This window comes from Mesorhizobium sp. P3_B5 (assembly GCF_056402815.1).
On record NZ_JBFUGR010000001.1, the window covers coordinates 540,838 to 560,561 of the forward strand.

The window sequence follows — 19,724 nt, forward strand, 5'->3', positions numbered from 1 at the left end:
GCGCCAGCGCTGTCGACGCTATTTCGGCACCCGGCTTTGAACGCTCCTGGGCTCGAACACCATAGCCGGGTCGTCATTGGCGACGAGAATGCCGGTCACCCGGGCAAAGCCGGTGAACGCCTTCAGCGCGTCGACTGTGGAGATTTGCGCCGTGATCGCCGCACTGCAGGCGTTGAGCGCGCTGCGGTAGACATGGCCGCGCCGGTCGACCGGCCAGCGCTGCAGAAAGTCGGCGGCATCGTTGACGCTGTCGATCACCCAGGTCTCGCCGTCAAAGCTCACTGTGATCGGACGTCCGGTTCGCATCGTACCCACGGGGTTACACCTCGCTGTCGATTTCATTTGCTGTCGCCCCACAACGCGCGGCAAGGCCGGGCGGTTGCATCGAGCCGCGCGAGCGCCGCCTCACAGAACCCAAGCTTCTCAAGGCAACCAACCCACAAGGACCACGCAATGAGCCGCAAAACCGCGCAGAAAGCCAAGCCCAAGCTGGCGAAACTGCCCAAGGGCGAGGCCGAGCAGGTGCGCATCCGCAAGGAGATCGGCCATGATTTCGCGCTGAAGGACGACGCCTTCGGCCGCAAGCGGCTCGCGGCGGGCACTGAGGAGGCGCGGCGCGTGTATGAGGTGTCGAATGACGGCTACACCTCGACCGGCGGCATCGTGCGCGTGCGCAATGTCGACCCGCTGACCGGCATCACCTCGCTGTCGCGCCAGCAGCGCGAGGCGGGCATACGCTACCGCGAGGATTTTCGCAGCAGTCAGCAGGATGGCGTCAAGCCGATGACCTGGACTGAGCGGGTCGACGGCGGCCGCTTCGGTGGCGGCGTTGCCGACCGCATTCTTTCCGCCGGCCGCTCCTATGCCGATGCCACCCGTGCGCTCGGCCATTGGGAGGTGGAGGGCGTGGTGCAGAAAATCTGCTTCGCCGGAGACTCGGTGAAAAGCCTGGCCGAACAGACCGGCGAGCCGCGCGACGTGGTGACCAAGCTGCTCAAGATCGGCCTCGACATATTGGCCGTGCACTACGGCATGATGCTGATGCGCAAGCCGCGGTGACCGGGCCCAAAATGACCGACCAACCCGATCCGGCCGGCCGAAGCCGGCCGGATCAGTTCGTCAATACCTGCACACGCGGACCACCTCCACGACCTTGTGGTGATGGCGCCAGTGCTTGATGTACTTGATGTGGCAACGGTGGTGCCGGTGATGATAGCGCGGCCTGTAGCCATTGTCGTAGGCATCATACTGGTAATAGGGGCGATAGACATAGCGATCGCCGTAGCAGTCGCCATAGGCGTAACAGTCATTGCGGTAGTAGTTGTCCCCGAAGCCGCCGATGCCGAATCCGATCACGACACGGTCGCGTGCATTGGCGGGGGCGATCATCGCCGCCGCCGAAGCAATGGCGATAACCGAGGCAAGCAGGAGCTTTCTCATCGCTACCTCCTTTTCAAGGTTGACCTAACATAACCCCTGAGGCGCGGACGCGTTCCACAGATTTGTGAGATGTGATGGACCTTAGGGTGAGAGCCGTACTGGGGGCTGCCTGCTCCAGCGGGCCGTGAGACGGCGGCGAACGACCGGGCATACTTCAATCTTTTGTGTGGGGCAGCGTCGCTTTGCTTGAGGTCATGCTGCCTTTCGGCGCGCCGGAGCCCCACAAGGCGCGCGTGAGCAGGTTCCGTTTGCCCTTGCGCGGGACAAGCTCGATATCGCTGACCAGCTTAGCGCCGCCCTTTCGCCGCTCCAGCGTGATCTTGCGGCTATGGAAGGCTTCCAGCTCGGCGCGATGCGCCACGCTGATGATGGTGACATCAGGCAATTCGTGGATGACAGTCTCCATCATCTTGTCCTGGCTCTTCTCGTCGAGTGCCGAGGTTGCTTCATCCAGCACGACGATATCGGGGGTGTGCAGCAGCAGACGCGCGAAGGCGAGCCTCTGCTTCTCCCCGCCCGACAAGGTCTGGTCCCATGGCGCGTCTTCTTCGAGCCTGGCTTTCAGATAGGCGAGGCCCACCTTGTCGAGGGCGGCATTGATCTCATTCGGCGTCCAGTTGTCGGCGGCTGCGGGATAGGCGACGGCGCGGCGAAGCGTGCCTGAGGGAATGTATGGGCGCTGCGGCAGCATGAACAGCCGCCTGTCGGCGTGGAAATTGACGCTGCCGCCGCCCCACGGCCACAGACCCGCGACGGCCCGCACCAGCGTCGACTTCCCCGAGCCGGATTCGCCGGCCACCAGCACCCGCTCGCCCGGCTCGATCGCGACCTCGGTTTCCTTGACCACGGAGGTGCCGTCGTCGAGCGTGACCGAGAGATTATCGAGGCTGAGGATGGCGCCGTCGTCGGTTTCGCCTCGGTTGATGCGTCCGAGCGCATCGCTCTGTTCCGCGCGCTCCAGCCCGTCGAGCGACATCATCAGCGAAGCGATGCGTCGCGCCGACGCGTTCCAGTCGGCGAGACGGGGATAGTTGTCGACCAGCCATCCGAACGCGCCTTGCACGATGCCAAAGGCAGACGCTGCCTGCATCACCTCGCCAAGCGTCATCGAGCCTTCGAGGAATTTGGGCGCGCAAAGCAGGATCGGCACGACCGGCGCAAACAGGCTCGATCCCTGCGACACCGCCGCCGTGCGCATGTGCTGGCCGGTCAGCAGCGCCCATTGCCTCAGCACATGGCCGAAATTCCGGTCGATGCCGCTGCGCTCCTCTTCCTCGCCGCCCAGCAAGGCGATGCTCTCGCCGTTTTCGCGCACGCGCGTCAGCGTGTAGCGCAGTTCGGCCTCCGCCTGGTTCTTTCGTTCGGAGAGCTGGACGAAATTGCGGCCGATGACCACCATCGAGGTCGAGGTGATGGCGGCATAGATCATCGCGGTGATGACCAGGAAGCCGGGAATGGTGATGCTCTCGCCGCCGATCGGCAGGGTGAGCGCGCCGCCGATAGTCCACAGCACGACGATGAAGGTCGAGGCCGACAGGAACGCGTTGAGCACGCCGGCGATGAAATCGACTGGCGACTCGGTGGCGATGCGCAGATCCTCGGTCATGCGGGCCTCGGGGTTCTGGTGGTCGCCGCTGACGAGGTTCAGCTGGTAGTAGCGGCCGTTTGCCAGCCAGCGCGCTATGACCGCGGTGGTCAGCCAGGAACGCCAGCGGCGCTGGATCGTCATGCGCAGGTAGACCTGCGCGACGACGAGGCTGCCGCTGCTGAGCACGAGCGGCACGAATACGGCACTGAGGAAATAGACGCTGCGGGCGTTGCGCTGCTCGAGGGCATCGAACATCGAGCGGTGCCAGACATTGATGCCATACTGGAAGCCGATGTTGATGCAGATCAGCAGCAGCACCCCGATCGTGAATGGCCAGGCGAGCTGGTCGCCGCGCCGGCTCCAGTAACCACGCGCGCTGATCCAGAAACGCCGCAGCAGGTATTTCTTGCGCGCCTGCTCGGCCTGCTCGGGCGTCAAATCCGGATCGGGCTCGACGGCCTCCGGCGGCGGCGCGGGCTGGCCGTCCACCTCAGGCGCGGCTTCTACAGCCGATGCCTTTTCCTGCCGCGACTTTTCGGCGCCCCCTGGTTTGGCGCCGTCGACCGATTTCGGCTTGGTTTTAGCCCCCGACATAAGGCCCATAACGGCTTAAAAATCAAAAGGTTTCATGATGTCCGCTCGAGAACATCTGGGCGTTTCGCGGCAACCGCGATCACTGCGTGCGCTATGTCTCCCTCAGCACCCATCCTTGCGATCTCACAAGAACCGTTTGAATATGCGCGCCGCCGCTTGGGGGAGCACACGTGGCGCACATCGCTGTGGTCACGCATGAATATGACCGATTCCAGACGCCGTGGCGCCCGCTGCGCCGGCGCGACAGTCCCTATATGCTGTTCGACATCATGGCCGAGCTCAAGCGGCGCGGCCACCGGGTCAGCCTGCTCAGCGGCCTGACGCAACCGCCCACTGCCGACCTCGCGATCCTGCATGTCGACGCCACCATCGTGCCGCAAGCCTATGTCGACTATGCCGGCCGCTTTCCGTTCTGCCTGAACCTTGCGGTCTCAGACATTTCCAAGCGCCGCATCAGCCAGGCGCTGTTGCGCGACGGCGATGGCTGGAGTGGGCCGGTGATCGTCAAGAGCAACCTCAACCACCACGGCCTGCCCGAGGCGCGCTTCAATCTACGCGCCGCGCGTCACGGCGGCGAACTGCCCTTTCCCGGCGCGCGCGAAATGCCCCGCTACGAGGTTTTCGCCACACGCGGCGACTTGCCCTTAGGGCTGCTCGAGCGGCCCGATCTGGTCGTGGATAAATTCATGCCGGAAATCGTCGCCGATGGTTTCGGCACCCGCATCTGGGTATTCTGCGGGACGCGCGAACGCTGCGCCCGCTATGTCTCGCCCAACGCCGTGGTGAAAGCCTCCGAGACGATCAGGCGCGAGCCGGTGCCAGTGCCCGACGAATTGCGCCTTCTGCGCCAAAAACTCGGCTTCGACTACGGCAAATTCGATTTCGTCCTCCACCAGGGCCAGCCGGTGCTGCTCGACGCCAACCCGACCCCCGGCCGCCCGAAAAGCGTGCGCTCGATGCTGGTGGCGGCGGCGGCGAATCTGGCGGATGGGTTTGAAGGGATGATGGGGAGGGGGGAGTGAGGGGATCCCAGTCTCCGGCTTCCGACGCTACCCCTTCCCACGCACCCCATACGTCATCTCCCGGCAGCTTGAATTGAAACGAAACGCGCGTCCTAAGCCGCTGGCAAACCGGCTTTTTGCATGAGCGCTGGCTTGACAGCCGCTGTTGAGCAAAGGCATGTCCAAACAATCGGGCAATTGGGGAATCCTTATGAAGAAGACATATAAACGACCGACGCTGGTGAAGCGCGAGCTGCTTGGAAAAGTCGTCGCATTCATCGCTTCGCCGCCTTCAAAGAACTAGCAACTTCCACAGAACCGACTGGCTCGTGCTGCCGGCTTTTTCTTGAAACCCGCGCCGAGGTTATTCGTTTACGCTGTGAGCAGTGAGTGGGAGCGCTGCGGGCCGCGCTTTCCAGTGGCGCAGGCCGAAGCCCGTCGTTCGTGAGTGCGGCGGGCTTCTCTCTTCAGGGAAGCGGTTTATCGTGGTCTAGCCGCAACCTTGCCGGAAAGCGCTGTCGATTTCAGGATCGAGTTTCCCTCCCGCCTCCATCACGGGCGGCGAAGACCGAGCAACAGGTTGGTCAGCGTTGCGCTCGCGCATGCCACCGCTAACAGCGCGACAACGCCAGCCGAACTCGACTGCTCAGCGCGATATGGCACGACGAGTTGTGCAGGCGAGGCACTGTGAACCAGCGCGTCAAGATCGGACCTGCTGCCGTGTCGAACGGCATAGGCGCGGGTGAATTCCGCACCGAGAAGAAAAATCTCCGACGAGTAGTAGACCCAGAGCAGTATGACGAGCAGCCCACCGGCAGCCCCGTATGAAGACGCGATCGCGCTGGAGCCGATATACCAACCGACAAGCGATTTCCCGAACGTGAACAGCGCAGCGGTCACAACGGCCCCTATCCCGACATCGCGCCATTCCAGGGTTCGATCAGGCAAGATCTTATAGATGGAGGCGAACATCGCCGAGATCAGGACAAACGAAACCACCGCATTGATCACGCTGAGGACGATTGTGCCGAACGGCAACTGAGCGTTGATGATGTTGCCCAGTGCCGAGATCGCCGCGCTGGCGACGAGAGAGACGAGCAACATGAAACCAAGTGCCCCGACCAGTCCCAGACTTGCCGCACGAGCGCGCACCAGACGTGACAACGAACTGCCCTGCGGTTGGACCTTCCATATCGCGTTCAACGACTGCTGAATTTCGCCAAAGACACCAGATGCGGTCACCAACAGGGTGACGAAGCCAATGACCGCCGCCCAGGTGCCGGATGATTTGCCGGATGCGCTCTCTAGCGCGGTCTGAAGAAGACCTGCGCTTTCTGGACCCATCAGACCTGAAATCTGGGCAGACAAAGCCAGTTGCGCAGCTTCATGACCGAAAGCGAGACCCGCGATTGCGACCACGATGAGCAGAATTGGCGCCAACGAGGTGGTGGCGTAAAAAGCCATTGCTGCGCCATGACTAAGAGCATTGTCGTTGACAAAGCCAACTACGCTTTCTCGCACCAACTCCCATACATCTGTGATCGCGCGTCGCATCTTGGGACCGTGGGCAGTGCGCCACATTGGCGTTCACTAGCAATGCGCCAGCACTTCTGATGTTCCGTTGGCGAGAGCGGCAAGAGTTTCGCAGCCCCTCTCAAAACTGAGATGCGGCGTCATGGCGCGACCTCATCTTGGCGAAGGCAAGACAACAGGAGGTCGCTGGACGGCAGCGGCCCGACAGCCTGTTGGGGTATGTTCGACGGGCCATCGGGCCTGACCGGCTTGGGGGTCTCTTTCGGGGGCAAGCCGGCCAAGGCTGACCCTAATATTAGCAACTCTGTAACATAACCCCGTTCGGACGGTTGTCCCCCGCTAATGGTCGGTAAGCGGTGAGACCTGCGCAAGCGGGCGCCGCGGAAGCCACCATCTTTTCAGTCAAGCACACACCACCGTGTATCGCTCAGCCAGAAGGTGAGCTTTCGCGAGCACTGGCTCATGCGCCATGGTGAGGTGTGGTTTAGTGAGGCTCCCAGGCGATGATCACCCCTTCCAAAATGTTTTGCTCCCTCGCGTGGTTGGCGCTGGCTGTGGTGCCCCTTGGCCATTCGCTTGCGGCGCCCCAAACCGCCATTGCGACGAACGACTTTCTCAACAGCATCGGCGTCGTTTCCACATTCCCCGATCGAGGCCAGCCGTTGGCCAGGACGATCGAAATGGTCCGCTATTGCGGCTTTCGATGGGTAAGGGCGGGAATAGAAGGCCTGAGCGACAACGGTCCTACAACCATCCAAACCTTTCTCGATCTGCATCGCGAAACCGGCGTGCGCCTGAATTGGGGATTGGTCAGTGGTGGGACTGATGTGAAGAAGCTGGTCGAAACAGGTAAGGCGCTTGCTGAAGCCGGCGCGCTGCTCGCGTTCGAGGGCAACAACGAGCCGAACAACTGGGGTGTCACCTATCAGGGCGAGAAGGGCGGCGGTAGCGAGCGCTCGTGGATGGCCGTCGCAAAGCTTCAGCGCGATCTCTACCAGGCTGTCAAAAGCGATCCGGTGCTTGCCAAGTATCCTGTCTGGTCGATCTCGGAACCCGGCGCGCAGAAAGACAATGTCGGCCTTCAGTTCCTTACGATCCCGCCCGGCGCCGGAACCCTGATGCCAGACGGCACGAAGTATGCCGACTACGCTAATGTGCACAACTACATCTATCACTCACATTCGCCGTATCCGGCCGACAACAAGACGTGGCGCGCTGCCGATCCAACCGCCGCATCCAGGGTGGACGGGCTATTCGGCAATTTCGGCGTCACCTGGGCGAGAGGGTTTCGGGGTTACACCCAGGAGCAACTCGATACGCTGCCGCGTGTCACGACCGAGACCGGGACCACGATCGGAGGTGCGGTCACGGAACAAATGCACGGCTTGTATTTGATGAGCTTGTACCTCGCGCAGTTCAAGCGCGGCTACGCCCATACATCGGTCTATCTATTGCGGGACCGTACCGACGAAGGCGGCAACCAATCTTTCGGCTTCTACAAGGCGGATTATTCACCGCGCAAGGCGGCGATCTACCTTCACAACCTTACGACGATTTTGGCGGACAAAGGTATCCTAGCCAAACCCGGCCAGCTCGACTTCACGATCGCAGACCAACCCGAGACCGTTCATGATCTGCTCCTGCAGCGCAGCGACGGCACGTTCCAACTTGTCGTGTGGGACGAACGATTGAGCGGTCAAGACCGTGTGACGGTCCATTTTGGCGACACGCACGCGTCGGTAAGAACCTACGATCCAACAATTGGCGTTGAGCCTGTCCAAACGCTGAGCAATTTGCGTTCGCTCGAAATTACGCTCAGCGACCATCCGATTGTCATCGCGCTTTCACCCAGCATGCAATGATGGAGCCGTCTCTACGGCAAGGCGCCGGCGTCGCCCTTTCGCGACCCTGCCGGAAGGGGTCGCCGCAGCGGAAACAGGTCGGACCGGCTCCGACCAGGACCCATCGGAAGTATGAGGAAAACATTATATGATTGCGCCGCAGGTGAATTCGCCGACGGATGCCGATGCCCATCTTCTCAGTCAAGCACACGACCGTCTATCGCTATCGCCAGCCCGTGAGCTTTGGCGAGCACCGGGTGATGTTCAGGCCGCGCGACAGTTTCGATCAGCGGTTGCTGGACCATGCTTTGTCCGTGGACCCCGAGCCAAAGGCGGTTGGCTGGATCCATGACGTTTTTGGCAATTGCGTTGCGGTGATCGATTTCGAGGGTTCGGCCAGTGAACTCCGTTTCGCGACCGACATCCGGCTCGATCACACGCCGCAGCATGCGCCGGATTTCCGCATCGATGAGGCCGCGCTGAATTATCCATTCTCTTACGATCCCGACGAGGCGGCCGACCTCGCGCAGACCATAGAGCGCCATCATCCCGACGACGGCGACGAGATCGGCAAATGGGCGCGACAGTTCGTCAGTGCCGCGGGACACACCGAGACCGGCAAATTGCTGATGACGCTCTGCTACGCCATCCACGAGAGCTTCGTCTATTCCCGTCGGTTCGAAACCGGGACGCAGCCGCCGCTGATGACCTTGCATCTGCGCAAAGGCACTTGCCGGGACTTTGCGCTTTTCATGATGGAAGCGGTTCGCTCGCTGGGCTTTGCTGCCCGCTTCGTGACCGGCTACGTCTATGTGCCGAGCCGCGACAGTGCGGATGTGCGTGGCGGCGGCTCGACGCATGCCTGGTGCCAGGTCTACCTGCCCGGCGCCGGCTGGGTCGAGTTCGATCCCACAAATGGCATTGTCGGCAACCGCGATTTGATCAGGGTGGCGGTCGCCAGGCATCCGCAACAGGCCATACCGCTTTCTGGAAGCTACTCCGGCAGTGCCTCGAGTTTTCTGGGCATGACCGTCGAGGTGAAGGTGACGAAGGAAACCGCACCATAGGCGCCCTCGGCGTGGGTTTCTTCGAGCCTGGCGACGACACGCTGGAGCCGGGTGAGAGGTGTTCCAGCCTGGAGATCACCTCTCACCCGCATTTGCCCGATCCGGGAGGGGACGGATCGGAGCAATGTGACCTCTCCCTCGAGGAGAAAGGTCAGGCCGCCAGCGCCCCCGCTGTTCTCATCTCACTCCCCTAAAACAGCGCCCGTTCCACCGCCGGCTCCAGCGATTCCGCGAACGGCGTCGCCAGATGATGGCGGTCGCGGTAGGCGAGCTGGCCGCCGATGAATACGTGGCAGGTCTTGGCGTCGCAGAACTGGTTGGTCATGTCGATGTAGCTGGCGCCCGGAATGGTGCGCACGATGTCGCGCTCGACAGCGGCGGCTGCGTCATTGGCGGCGTCGGTCCGCTTCTGGTCGCATAGCGACGGCATTTGCCCCCGCCACAGCGCACGCGCCACGCAGGTATCGACATGCTCATCGTTGAACGGCACGTCGCGGATGAAGGCGACCTTCAGCCCGGCATGGCTGAACGCTTGCAGCGTCGAGCGCAGCGCGGCGCGCGAGTCCGCATCCTGGCTGTCGGGCGCCTGCATGCCGGCCGACATCTTGCGCAAACTCGTCTGCGCGATCTCCGAAATCACCACCAGGCTCGGCCGCGCGGCGATGATCTGCTTGATCGATCGCTCGCGCCATTGATCGCACTCGGTGTAGTCGCGTTTCAGCTTGCTCACCCAGACCGTCATCCGCGAGGCCCGGCAGGAGGATTTGAGCCAGGTGACGACCTTGGTGTTGTTCTTCTCAGCCGCCTCGATCAGCGGCGTCGACCAGTGATCGGCGTGCGAGTCGCCAAACAGCGCAATCGTGTGCCCGGCGGCTTTTTCGCCGAACATGCAGGGTTTTGGCGTCACCGTCTCATAGCTGAGAACGCAGCCGGCCTTGCGGGCGGTGGAGGGGCGCGCCGCACTGGCGGCGATGCTGCGCTGCTGCGGGTCGAGATCATGCATGACGAGCCGCGCATTGGCATAGGCCGCCACCACGCCGGCAACGGTCAGCGCTGCGGCCGGCACCAGCGCCCGCGCCGCATTGGCCATCAGCCAGCGGTTGCGGCGGATCGGGTTCTCGATGACATGATAGGTGAACAGCGACAGCACCAGCGTCAGCGCCAGACAGCCGAGGCGCTGCAGCGGCGAAAGGTCGGGCACCAGCATCGCGGCATAGACGATCACCGGCCAGTGCCAGAGATAGAGCGAGTAGGAGAGCTTGCCGACCCACTGCAAGGGCGGCAGCGCCAGGATGGCACTGGGGCCATTCCTGACGCCGGCCGCTCCCGCCAACAGCAACAGCACCGTGCCGGCAACCGGCAGCAGCGCCAGGAAGCCGGGGAAGGGGCCGTCTTCGGAAAAACTGAGATAGGCGCCGGCAATCATCGCCAGGCCGAGCCATGCCAGGGCGGAGCCGAGCTTTGGCCGCTCCTGCCAGAGTTTTGGCGGCGCAAGCGTCGTCAGCCCGCCGGCGGCGAACTCCCAAGCGCGCAGCGGCGAGAAATAGAACGCCCAGGGCTGCGCCACTGTGGTCAGCCAGGCGCAGACGGCGAACGACACCGCGCCGGTGATGCCGATCGCCAGGATAGCGCCGCGTTTGCCGGGCTTGAGCCATGCCGCCAGCAGCAGCAGCGCCGGCCAGGCGAGATAAAACTGTTCCTCGACCGACAGCGACCAGAAATGGATGAACGGGTTGCTGGTGGCGTCGGCGGCGAAATAGTCGAACGACCAGCGGATCAGCCACAGATTGATCGCATAGGCCGAGGCGTACATGGCGCCTTTAGAATAGAGCGCCTGTTCCTCCGGCGACAGGATCAAGGCACCCGCCACCAGCGTGGCCAGGATGACGAACAGCGCCGCCGGCAACAGCCGCCTGGCCCGTCTTGCGTAGAAGCGCCACAGGTTCAGCCGCCCGGTCTCGCCGATCTCGGCCAGCAGGTGTTTGGTGATCAGATAGCCGGAGATGACGAAGAAGATGTCGACGCCGACAAAGCCGCCGGGCAGGCCGGTCAGGCCGAAATGGAAGGCGATCACGCCGGCCACCGCCAGCGCGCGCAATCCTTCGATATCGGGCCGGAACGATGCTGGCACAGTGAAACCTCGTTCTGTCGCATGATCCCGAACCGAAGGTCCGGCTGGCGAGACGCCGTAACAATCTCGCCGGGATCACACGTGCTACAGCGTCCCTGCGCGCCGGAATGGACGCGTGGGGCCGTAGCCGTTGACAGCCCGCCCGATGCAAAGACTCGACCCTACAGGCCGATATCGCAATGCAACAAATTTATCGCGGTGCAACATAAGGGGAGATTGGCAGCTTGCGCTCGCGCACTCACGCCTTCTTCAGGAACTCGGTTTTCAGCACCAGGCCCTTGACCTGCTTTGTGCTGCACTCGATTTCGCCGGGGTTGTCGGTGAGGCGGATGTTTTTCACCAGCGTGCCTCGCTTGATCGTCTCCGACGTGCCCTTGACCTTCAAATCCTTGATCAGGGTCACGGAATCGCCCCCGTGCAACTGCGCGCCATTGCTGTCTTTCACGATCGCGTCTGTCATGTCGGATCTTTCATTGGGCAGTCATTAACAGCGCCGGGCTTATCCCGCCGATGCCGACACGGTCAAGCGCGCCGAGCAGCCTTGCAGCTTGGTGGAGGCTCACCCCTGACCCGGATTGCCATTCGATTTGTGAAGGACAAATCGGGGCAATCCGAACCTCGCCCCACAGGGTCGAAGCCAGAGGTGCGCTCTCAATTCGCCAGCCATACTTAGTTGCACGCCAGCTAAATATACCCGATCATGGCGGTTGGCAGGGGAGACATTCAGTGGCGGCAAATCGTCGAAACGGCACGCAGCCCGGACTGGCCGGCATTCTGTCCGCCGCCAACATCCATCCGCGCACCTCATTGCCTACCGTCGCCACGATCGTGACGGCGGTGGCAGCACTTTATTTCGGGCGCGAGGTGTTCTTGCCGATCGCCATCGCGCTGCTGTTGACCTTCGCGCTTGCCCCCGTGGTGTCGGCGCTGAAGCGTGTCGGCATTCCCCGCCTTCCCGCAGTCATCGTCAGCGTGCTCGGCGCCTTTGCCGCGCTCGCCTTTTTCTCCTTCATTGTCGCCACGCAGGTCAGCGAACTGGCGCAGAACATTCCGGTCTACCAGACCAACATCCTGACCAAGATCCATTCGCTCAAGCAAACCGGCGTCGAGGGCGGGATCATTGCCAGATTGAGCCGGGTGATCGAGCGCGTCGGCCAGGAGATCGACCAGCAGGATCCGTCGCCGCCTGTCGCCGACAAGCCGAAGCGCGAGCCGGTGCCGGTCGAGATCGTCGCCCGCGAACGGCCGCTGCAGGTTCTGCAGAACCTGGTCGGTCCGCTGATCAGCCCGCTGGCCTCGGCCGGGTTGATCGTCATCGTCGTCATCTTCATGCTTTTGGAGCGGGAGGATCTGCGCGATCGCTTCATACGTCTCGTCGGCTATGGCGATCTTCACCGCACCACCCAGGCGCTGCAGGATGCCGGCAAGCGGGTCGGGCAGTATCTGATCATGCAGCTGATCGTGAACACCGTCTACGCCATCCCCATTGCCATCGGGCTGTGGATCCTGGGCATACCCAATGCGCTGCTATGGGGGTTGCTGGCGCTGGCGCTGCGCTTCGTTCCCTATATCGGCCCGGTCATTGGCGCGCTGCTGCCGCTGTTCCTGGCACTGGCCGTGGCGCCCGGCTGGTCGCTGGTGCTGTGGACCGCCGGGCTGTTCGTGGTCATGGAGCTGGTCACCGGCAACGTCATCGAACCCTGGCTCTACGGCTCGCGCACCGGGCTGTCTCCGCTGGCCATCATTGTCGCGGCGATCTTCTGGACCTGGCTGTGGGGACCGCTCGGCCTGGTCCTGTCGACCCCGCTCACCGTCTGTCTGGTCGTGCTCGGCCGGCACGTGCCGCAGTTCGAATTTCTCGACGTGCTGTTCGGCAACGAGCCGGTGCTGGAACCGCATGCTAGGCTCTACCAGCGGCTGCTGGCCGGCGATCCCGACGAGGCCACCGACCATGCCGAGGAGATGCTGGAGGAAAAATATCTGGTCGAGTTCTACGACAAGGTCGCCATTCCAGCCTTGCTGCTCGGCGAGCAGGACCGCGTGCGTGGCGTCATGGGCGACCAGCAAAGGCGGCAGGTGGCGGCGAGTGCGCTGACGCTGGTGGCGAACCTCGACGACAGTGCACAGGAGGAAGCGGACGAGGACGAGGAGCCGGCCGATGGCGCCAAGGTCGACGCGGGAAAAGAGGCAGCGGAAGAAAGCGAGGACGACACCGAACTGCCTGACGGCGCCGGCATCTCGGTGCTGTGTGCCGGCGGCCGCGGCGAACTCGACGATGCCGCCGCCGCCATGCTGGCGCAGGTGCTGGAAGTGCAAGGGGCGACGGCCTCGAAGGCGAGCTTTGCCGACATTGAAGCGGCAAGCATTCGCGGCCTTGAACTCGGTGCGGTCGACACCGTCGTGGTCGGCTTCCTCAACCGCGACTCCGTCAAGCACGCCCGCTTTCTGGTGCGCCGGTTGAAGCGCGCCCGGCCGGCACTCAGGGTCGGCATCGTGTTCTGGTCGGAGACCGGCAACGACGACAAGGAGGCTGCCGCCAAACTGGCCGGCGACCTGAATGCCGATTTCGTCGCCCACGACATGGTCGACGCCGCGCTTGGCGCCTTGTCCAACGAGCCGCCGGTGGCGCTCAAGCTCGCCACCAAGCGTCGCTTGCGCCGCCGCCAGCCTGCTGCCAGGAAAGTGCCGCTCGCGGTCGCCAGCTGAGCTGGCGGCCAGTTCGATTTCTGTCTCTTCACGGGCCGCGTGTCAGCAAGGCCAGCAGGCCGAGCAGCAGCGCACCCGGAGCTCATATTTTAGCGATAACTTGACAACGCTGCCATCCTGGAGACTTCTGCCGAAGGATCAATTTGGGCGTGGGGACAATGATGAAGAAAATCTACAAGAAGCCGACGCTCGACAAGCGCCAAAAGCTGTCCATGGTGACAGCAGCAATACCTGCGTCAACGGAATAATCAGCGCAAATAGTCGCATTTGGAGTCGCCCCCTGTGGGGAACGGGCTGGCTGCCAGGAGCGGGCGGTACACTTGTAAGTGCCCGCCCGTCCGGCGCCCCCGCCAATGCCGTTGTTCCCGAAACCCCTCAGCCCCGTTATCAACAGCCCACGGTTATGGCGTGACCCATGGGTGAGCGAATATCCATTGGCGGTGGGCGCTGTCAACGCCGCCTGCCGGGTCGCTTGACCAGCTGTTTCGAACCACTTTGGGGGCCGCGCTTAAGGTCCGCGCCGGCACTCTCGCGACCATGAAAAGCTTGGGAAAAGGCGGTTTTCTGCGGTTTTTGATGGCCTCTGGTCGGGGTCAACGGCAGCGCTTGAGCCGCCATCTAGGCGCTTGAATCGACTGGTTTTTCGCCGGCTGGTGCGTTTTGCCAGAGCGTTTTCAACTTGACTTTTTTTGGGTGTATTTTTTCGGCAGCAGTTTTGGGGATGGCCGTCGCAATCGGCCACCCTCACGCGGCGGTGATAGGCGGGGGCGATGGTCATCAAGCGCTGTCGTCCGACGATGACAATCAGGCGGTTCGAGGTCATCGCCGCGACGGGCGTCCTTGCTCACGCTGGTCGGACGGCTTTTTGTGTTCAGCTTGAAACTAAACCTGTCCCGGCTCGTGGCTTTGATGCCAGGTTAAATCCTGGTGGCTCTAACCTCCATTCGCCCGCTGGTCAGCGCCGGCGGGCTTTTTGTGAGGCATCGAGAGAGCCGACGCTGGGCGTGAGCCTCACGAAGGTCGTTCCCTGCCGATCGCCACATACTCGAAAACTCTTTCCCTGGATGTCGTTTGACCCGCCCTGATCCAGGTTTCCGTCACTCTGATCCAGCTCGTTTCACCTCGTCTCAAGGTGACTTCTCTTCTTGTCGCCCGTTCGGCGGCTTCGAAAGGGATCGGTGCTTCAATCAGGTGCGTCGCCAGAACGATGTCGTTTTCGATTTCTTCGACGCGATAGGTTTTCATCGCCCTAGCCATCTCGCTGACTATCCGCAGCCTGACCTTTAGCCGAATGATCGCAACAGATTCAGTTGCCTATAAGTACAGGGTCGGCAGAGATCAAAGGTGTTGACAAAACGAAATCACATGAGCGCCGGTTAATAGATGGGCGCCGGAGATCGCCATGGTCGGCGCTTGGCATGAAAAGGGCGGGCTGCGTCGTCGAGCCAACGGCAGCACGCCGACAAGATTGGGTCTGCGGCCGTTGTTGCCGGCGAGAAAATGGCGAGCCAAGCCCGCCATTTCTGTGCCGCAATCCGTGAGGCAAGCTGCGTTTAATTCGCGCCGCCCAGCTGCATGGTCAACTTGCAGAAATCATTGTGCTGCTTGTCGATCGTCTGGTCGCTGCATTCCTTCCACGTTCCGGGCTTCGCCACGGTGGTCATGCTCGCTTGCCACGACATGCTCTTCATGCTGGTCTCGGTGGAGAACGTGGAGGGATTGTCGAGCGCGCCGGCCAGAGCCGCACCGCTCACCATCGAAAGCGCCACGGCGCCCAGGCAGATCATCTTGATATTCATCGTCAGTTCCTCTCGTTTGCTTTGGGATCGTCCAGTTTGCGATCGAAAGGAGAAACGGATATTTAAAGCAAAAGTTTCAATGTAGGGAATACAAAACCAATAAGTCAGGAGTTTTGTTTAAATTATATATTTGTTTTGTGGATCCATCCCCATGGGATGATTGCGCAGATAGGATCGATGCGCTCGCCCGTTGCTGACAAGAACGACTTCGCCGCGACAAGAGTTTCCTGCCGCTGCAGGAATGTTTTGGGATCCTGAGGGTGCATGCAGTGGGTTGCCTCCCGCCCGCATGTCTTGCAGTGTCAGCTAGCCCTCGCCAGCACGAAATCATGCTCGACCTCCCAGAACGGGCCGGCGAATTCGAGCTTTCTTGCGCGCGCCGGATCGTCGATGCGCTTGAACTCCGCCAACAGGCTCTCTTTCACCCCGAACACGGCGTCCGAATTGATGTAGGGGTCGTCAGGGTCGAAAATGTGGGTCGTCAACGTCTCGAAACCGTCGGCCTTGAGGATGTAGTGCAGATGCGCAGGGCGGTAGGGGTGCCGTCCGAGCGCATGCAGCAATTTGCCGACCGTGCCGTCGTCGGGAATCGGGTAGAATTTCGGCTTCACCGCGCGGAACCAGTAGCGGCCGTCGGCGCTGGTGCGGAACACGCCGCGCAGGTTGAAATCGGGCTGGATGCCCTTCTGCTGCACGTCGTAAAAACCCTCGTCATTGGCCTGCCAGACATCGAGCACCGCGTTGGCGATCGGTCTGCCCTCGGTGTCGAGGATGCGGCCGTGGATGAACATCTCCTCGCCCTTGCTGTCGAGGCAGATATTGGCGCCCATCGGCAGTTCCGGCGCGTCGGCGAGATGGAACGGCCCAAGCACCGTCGATTCCGAAGCGCCCGACGGCTTGCGGTTGTTGATGGCATCGACCAGCATCGAAACGCCGAGCACATCCGACAGAAGAATGAACTCCTGCCGCCAGTCGGTGCACAGCTGGCCGGTCCGGGTCAGGAATTGGATCGCTTCGAACCATTCGTCCTGCGTCGGCTCGATCTCCTTGACCGCCTCGTGCAGCTTTCGCGTGATGACCTCCATCACCGCCTTCAGCCGCGCGTCCTTGGCGTTCTTGTTGCGGCCGGTGACGACCTCGACCGAATTCTCTTCGGTGAAGAAGCCTTTTTCGTGCGCTTCCATGTCTCACCTGTCCAGAATTGACGTCAGGGCTTTGCGCAAGTCGGCGGTCGGGTCGCTGCTGATTGCATCCTTGCGCCAGCCGACATGCTGGTCGGGGCGCACCAGCAGCACGCCGCTGTCGCGCACCTCGCGGGCGCGTGCCCAGTCGCCGGAAAAATCCTGCCAGTTCTGGCGCGGACCGATCAGATGGCCAGTGATGTCGGTGCCGAGTTCCTTGCCCACCACCTTTGCCGCGTCGAGCCAGCCTTGGCCGCCAATGCCGGTCAGCACCGTGAACTTGCCATGACCGGTCAGGTCGAGCGTCGAGACCTTGTCGCCCCTGTCGGAGTGAACCCAGACATGCGGCAACCGGGCGCCGGGCCATGACGTCGGCTGATGGTGCAACTCTGCATCCTTGGTGAACGCCGGTTCCTTCTGGCCGTCGGTGACGATGGCGTTCGAGATATAGCGCTGGTTCATTTCGACGCCGTGGGCGTCAAATTCGTAGACCTTGGAGGCGATGGTCTCGCGGATCTTGGCGCGCTGCGCTTCGGCCGCCGGCGTGTCGTCGCAGCGGGCATCCATGTTTGACTGCATCTTCACCGGATCGATGGAATCGAGCAGACCGAGCGCCTTGAAGATCGGGCCAAACTCCTCGATCGACTTGTTGGCGCGGGTGACGATCTGCTTGGCCACCGGCGCACGCTCCTGCGAATAGCTGTCGAGGAGTTTCGGGCCGGCTATGCCCTTGATGACATGGGCGAGCTTCCAGGCGAGATTGAAACCGTCCTGGATCGAGGTGTTGGAGCCAAGCCCGTTGGATGGCGGGTGGCGATGGATGGCATCGCCCATGCAGAAGACGCGACCCTTGGAGGTCTGCGTGGCGTACATGTTGTTGACGGTCCAGGTCGACACCGACTGGATGTCGATCTCGAGTTCGGGATCACCGACGAGGTCGCGCGCGACCTTCCTGGCGAAGGCGTCGTCGACCTTGGGGGCCGGCTGGTTGATGTCGTAGCCCCAGACGATCAGCCACTCGTTCCACGGCCGGATCATGCGCACCAGGCCCATGCCGATGCCGCCGACATCGGCGCCCGGCTGCACCACCCAGTAGAGCACCGACGGGCGGTGGGCGACGTATCTGGAGAGGTCGGCCTTGAACAGGATGTTCATCGAACCGCCGACACCCATCTTGCCTTCGAACGGCAGGCCGGCATGTTCGGCGACCAGCGAATTGCCGCCATCGGCGCCGACCAGATACTTTGAGCGGATGGTGATATCCTTCCCCGTCAATCGATCCCGACAGGTGGTGGTGACGCCGTCGGCATCCTGCACATGCGAGAGATACTCCATCGACATCCGCGATTGCGTGCCGCGCGAACAGGCGGTCTTGAACAGCAGCGGCTCCATGAAGGTCTGCGGCAAATCGTTCATGTGCGCGGGCGACGAGAGCAGATGCTCGGCGCGGCTGAGCGGGTGCTTGCCCCAGCTGCGCATGCGGCCGATCTCCTCGCCGGCGAGCGAGGTGCAGAACACGTTCTCGCCCATCAGATCCTGTTCGGTGGCATGCATATAGGCTTCCGCCTCGACCTCCGTGCCGAGGTCGCGCAACACCTCCATGGTGCGCTGGTTGGTGATGTGCGCGCGCGGCGTCGCGGCCAGCCAACGATAGCGGTTGATCACCATGTTCTCGACGCCATAGGTCGAAAGCAGCGCCGCGGTTGCCGAGCCCGCGGGCCCGGTGCCGATGGTCAGCACGTCGGTAGAAATGTCAGCCATGCGGTCCTCCCTTTTTGCTTGATGGTACTGGTCCGCCGGTCAGCCGGCGGCGGACAGGAAAAAGCTGGATGCCCGTGCGCTCGGCAAACAGGCCCCACAGGCCGCGCGGCGCAAACAGCATGATGGCGATGCCGATCAGCCCGAGGATCAGCAGATACCAGGAGCCGTAATCGGCAAGCAGGTTTTGCAGGATGTAGAAGACGATGACGCCGACGATCGGCCCTTCGATGGTGCCGATGCCGCCGATGACGACGATGAAAATGACATAGGCCGTCCAGTCGACGACGGAGAAGGCGGCGTCCGGCGAGATCCGGGCCTTCTGCACATAGATCAGCGCCCCGGCGAGCCCGGTGCCGAAGGCCGCCGCCAGATAGACCAGCGTCTTCATCCGGCGTGCGTCGACGCCGACCGAGCGCGCCGCCTCCTGGTTGTCGCGCACGGCGGCGAGTCCCAGCCCCTGCTTCGAGCGCAGCAGACGGTAGACGAGGCCGATCGTGGCGATGGCAAGCAGCAGCGCCAGCCAGTAGGTCAGGATATCGCCGGCGCCGGATGATTTGACGCCGAACAGATCGCCGATCAGCTGCAGCGCCGGCATGTCGCGGGTCGCTTCACGCGGCAGCGAAGTGCCGGTGCCGCCGCCCAGCATCTTCCATTGCGCCAGCGCCAACCGCACCACTTCAGCGATGACCCAGCTGCCGATGGCGAAATAGGCGCCTTGCAGGCGAAACAGGAAGAAGGCGGTGGGAATGGCAAGCAAGGCGCTGGCGACACCGGCGAGCAGGATCGCGATCAGCGGGTCCATACCGCCGAGGATGGCGAGGGCGAACATGGCGTAGGCGCCGAAACCGACAAAGGCCTGCTGTCCGACGGAGACCAACCCGGCATAGCCGGCGAGCAGGTTCCAGTTCTGCGCCAGCACCAGCATGGTGAGGATGAAGAACAGGTCCTGCAGCACGCTGCGCGAGGCAAAGAGCGGCGCGGCGAAGGCAAACAGGATGATGAGCGCGGCGACGATGGCGAACGCGGAGGACGCCTTGGTTCGCGTTTCGACTTTCCAGCTTGTGAGAGAGGTGTCGGTCATG

At 62.5% G+C, this 19,724-nt stretch carries 16 protein-coding genes; 5 read left to right on the plus strand and 11 right to left on the minus strand.

Going from position 1 to position 19,724, the window contains the following annotated elements; all coding sequences use genetic code 11:
* Positions 1 to 18: 18 nt before the first annotated feature.
* Positions 19 to 306 carry a DUF982 domain-containing protein gene (locus AC1DVW_RS02645; protein WP_477321575.1) on the minus strand — a complete coding sequence of 96 codons (288 nt, stop codon included), beginning with the start codon at positions 304 to 306 and terminating at the stop codon, positions 19 to 21.
* 147 nt (positions 307 to 453) lie between these two features.
* Between AC1DVW_RS02645 and AC1DVW_RS02650 the strand changes: the two genes are divergently transcribed.
* The gene (locus AC1DVW_RS02650) at positions 454 to 1,059 is read left to right on the plus strand and encodes a DUF6456 domain-containing protein (RefSeq protein WP_477320961.1); all 606 of its coding nucleotides are present in this window, start codon (positions 454 to 456) and stop codon (positions 1,057 to 1,059) included.
* Between the two features lie 60 nt (positions 1,060 to 1,119).
* Here the strand turns inward: AC1DVW_RS02650 and AC1DVW_RS02655 are convergent, their stop codons facing one another.
* Complete coding sequence (locus AC1DVW_RS02655) at positions 1,120 to 1,440, minus strand: hypothetical protein (RefSeq protein WP_477242097.1); 321 nt, start codon at positions 1,438 to 1,440, stop codon at positions 1,120 to 1,122.
* A 154-nt stretch (positions 1,441 to 1,594) separates the two neighbouring features.
* Positions 1,595 to 3,622, minus strand: coding sequence for an ABC transporter ATP-binding protein/permease (locus tag AC1DVW_RS02660; RefSeq protein WP_477320962.1), 2,028 nt, complete (start codon positions 3,620 to 3,622; stop codon positions 1,595 to 1,597).
* Between the two features lie 170 nt (positions 3,623 to 3,792).
* Here AC1DVW_RS02660 and AC1DVW_RS02665 point away from each other — a divergent pair, with 170 nt between their 5' ends.
* Positions 3,793 to 4,644 carry an ATP-grasp domain-containing protein gene (locus AC1DVW_RS02665; RefSeq protein WP_477320963.1) on the plus strand — a complete coding sequence of 284 codons (852 nt, stop codon included), beginning with the start codon at positions 3,793 to 3,795 and terminating at the stop codon, positions 4,642 to 4,644.
* A 531-nt stretch (positions 4,645 to 5,175) separates the two neighbouring features.
* Here AC1DVW_RS02665 and AC1DVW_RS02670 read toward each other — a convergent pair.
* Positions 5,176 to 6,087, minus strand: coding sequence for a YihY/virulence factor BrkB family protein (locus tag AC1DVW_RS02670; protein WP_477320964.1), 912 nt, complete (start codon positions 6,085 to 6,087; stop codon positions 5,176 to 5,178).
* Positions 6,088 to 6,659: 572 nt separating this feature from the next.
* Between AC1DVW_RS02670 and AC1DVW_RS02675 the strand changes: the two genes are divergently transcribed.
* Complete coding sequence (locus tag AC1DVW_RS02675; RefSeq protein ID WP_477320965.1) at positions 6,660 to 8,018, plus strand: glycosyl hydrolase; 1,359 nt, start codon at positions 6,660 to 6,662, stop codon at positions 8,016 to 8,018.
* Positions 8,019 to 8,182: 164 nt separating this feature from the next.
* Positions 8,183 to 9,064: a transglutaminase family protein gene (locus AC1DVW_RS02680; RefSeq protein WP_477320966.1), complete on the plus strand. Its 882-nt coding sequence runs from the start codon at positions 8,183 to 8,185 to the stop codon at positions 9,062 to 9,064.
* Positions 9,065 to 9,254: 190 nt separating this feature from the next.
* Here AC1DVW_RS02680 and AC1DVW_RS02685 read toward each other — a convergent pair whose 3' ends face one another.
* Together AC1DVW_RS02685 and AC1DVW_RS02690 are read right to left on the minus strand one after the other, a co-directional pair.
* Positions 9,255 to 11,195, minus strand: coding sequence for an acyltransferase family protein (locus AC1DVW_RS02685; RefSeq protein ID WP_477320967.1), 1,941 nt, complete (start codon positions 11,193 to 11,195; stop codon positions 9,255 to 9,257).
* A gap of 238 nt (positions 11,196 to 11,433) precedes the next feature.
* Positions 11,434 to 11,655, minus strand: coding sequence for an alkylphosphonate utilization protein (locus AC1DVW_RS02690; protein WP_477320968.1), 222 nt, complete (start codon positions 11,653 to 11,655; stop codon positions 11,434 to 11,436).
* A gap of 266 nt (positions 11,656 to 11,921) precedes the next feature.
* Here AC1DVW_RS02690 and AC1DVW_RS02695 point away from each other — a divergent pair, with 266 nt between their 5' ends.
* Positions 11,922 to 13,901: an AI-2E family transporter gene (locus AC1DVW_RS02695; RefSeq protein WP_477320969.1), complete on the plus strand. Its 1,980-nt coding sequence runs from the start codon at positions 11,922 to 11,924 to the stop codon at positions 13,899 to 13,901.
* A 1,011-nt stretch (positions 13,902 to 14,912) separates the two neighbouring features.
* Here AC1DVW_RS02695 and AC1DVW_RS02700 read toward each other — a convergent pair.
* The 5 genes from AC1DVW_RS02700 to AC1DVW_RS02720 form a co-directional block, all read right to left on the minus strand.
* Positions 14,913 to 15,146 carry a hypothetical protein gene (locus tag AC1DVW_RS02700; RefSeq protein WP_477320970.1) on the minus strand — a complete coding sequence of 78 codons (234 nt, stop codon included), beginning with the start codon at positions 15,144 to 15,146 and terminating at the stop codon, positions 14,913 to 14,915.
* Positions 15,147 to 15,454: 308 nt separating this feature from the next.
* Entirely contained in the window at positions 15,455 to 15,700 is a 246-nt protein-coding gene (locus AC1DVW_RS02705) for a hypothetical protein (RefSeq protein WP_477320971.1), read from the minus strand.
* 302 nt (positions 15,701 to 16,002) lie between these two features.
* Positions 16,003 to 16,884 carry an intradiol ring-cleavage dioxygenase gene (locus AC1DVW_RS02710; protein WP_477320972.1) on the minus strand — a complete coding sequence of 294 codons (882 nt, stop codon included), beginning with the start codon at positions 16,882 to 16,884 and terminating at the stop codon, positions 16,003 to 16,005.
* Positions 16,885 to 16,887: 3 nt separating this feature from the next.
* Positions 16,888 to 18,642, minus strand: coding sequence for an FAD-dependent oxidoreductase (locus AC1DVW_RS02715; RefSeq protein ID WP_477320973.1), 1,755 nt, complete (start codon positions 18,640 to 18,642; stop codon positions 16,888 to 16,890).
* Positions 18,635 to 19,723 carry a branched-chain amino acid ABC transporter permease gene (locus AC1DVW_RS02720; RefSeq protein WP_477320974.1) on the minus strand — a complete coding sequence of 363 codons (1,089 nt, stop codon included), beginning with the start codon at positions 19,721 to 19,723 and terminating at the stop codon, positions 18,635 to 18,637. The genes AC1DVW_RS02715 and AC1DVW_RS02720 overlap by 8 nt, the downstream gene beginning before the upstream one ends.
* Between the last annotated feature and the right edge of the window lies 1 nt (position 19,724).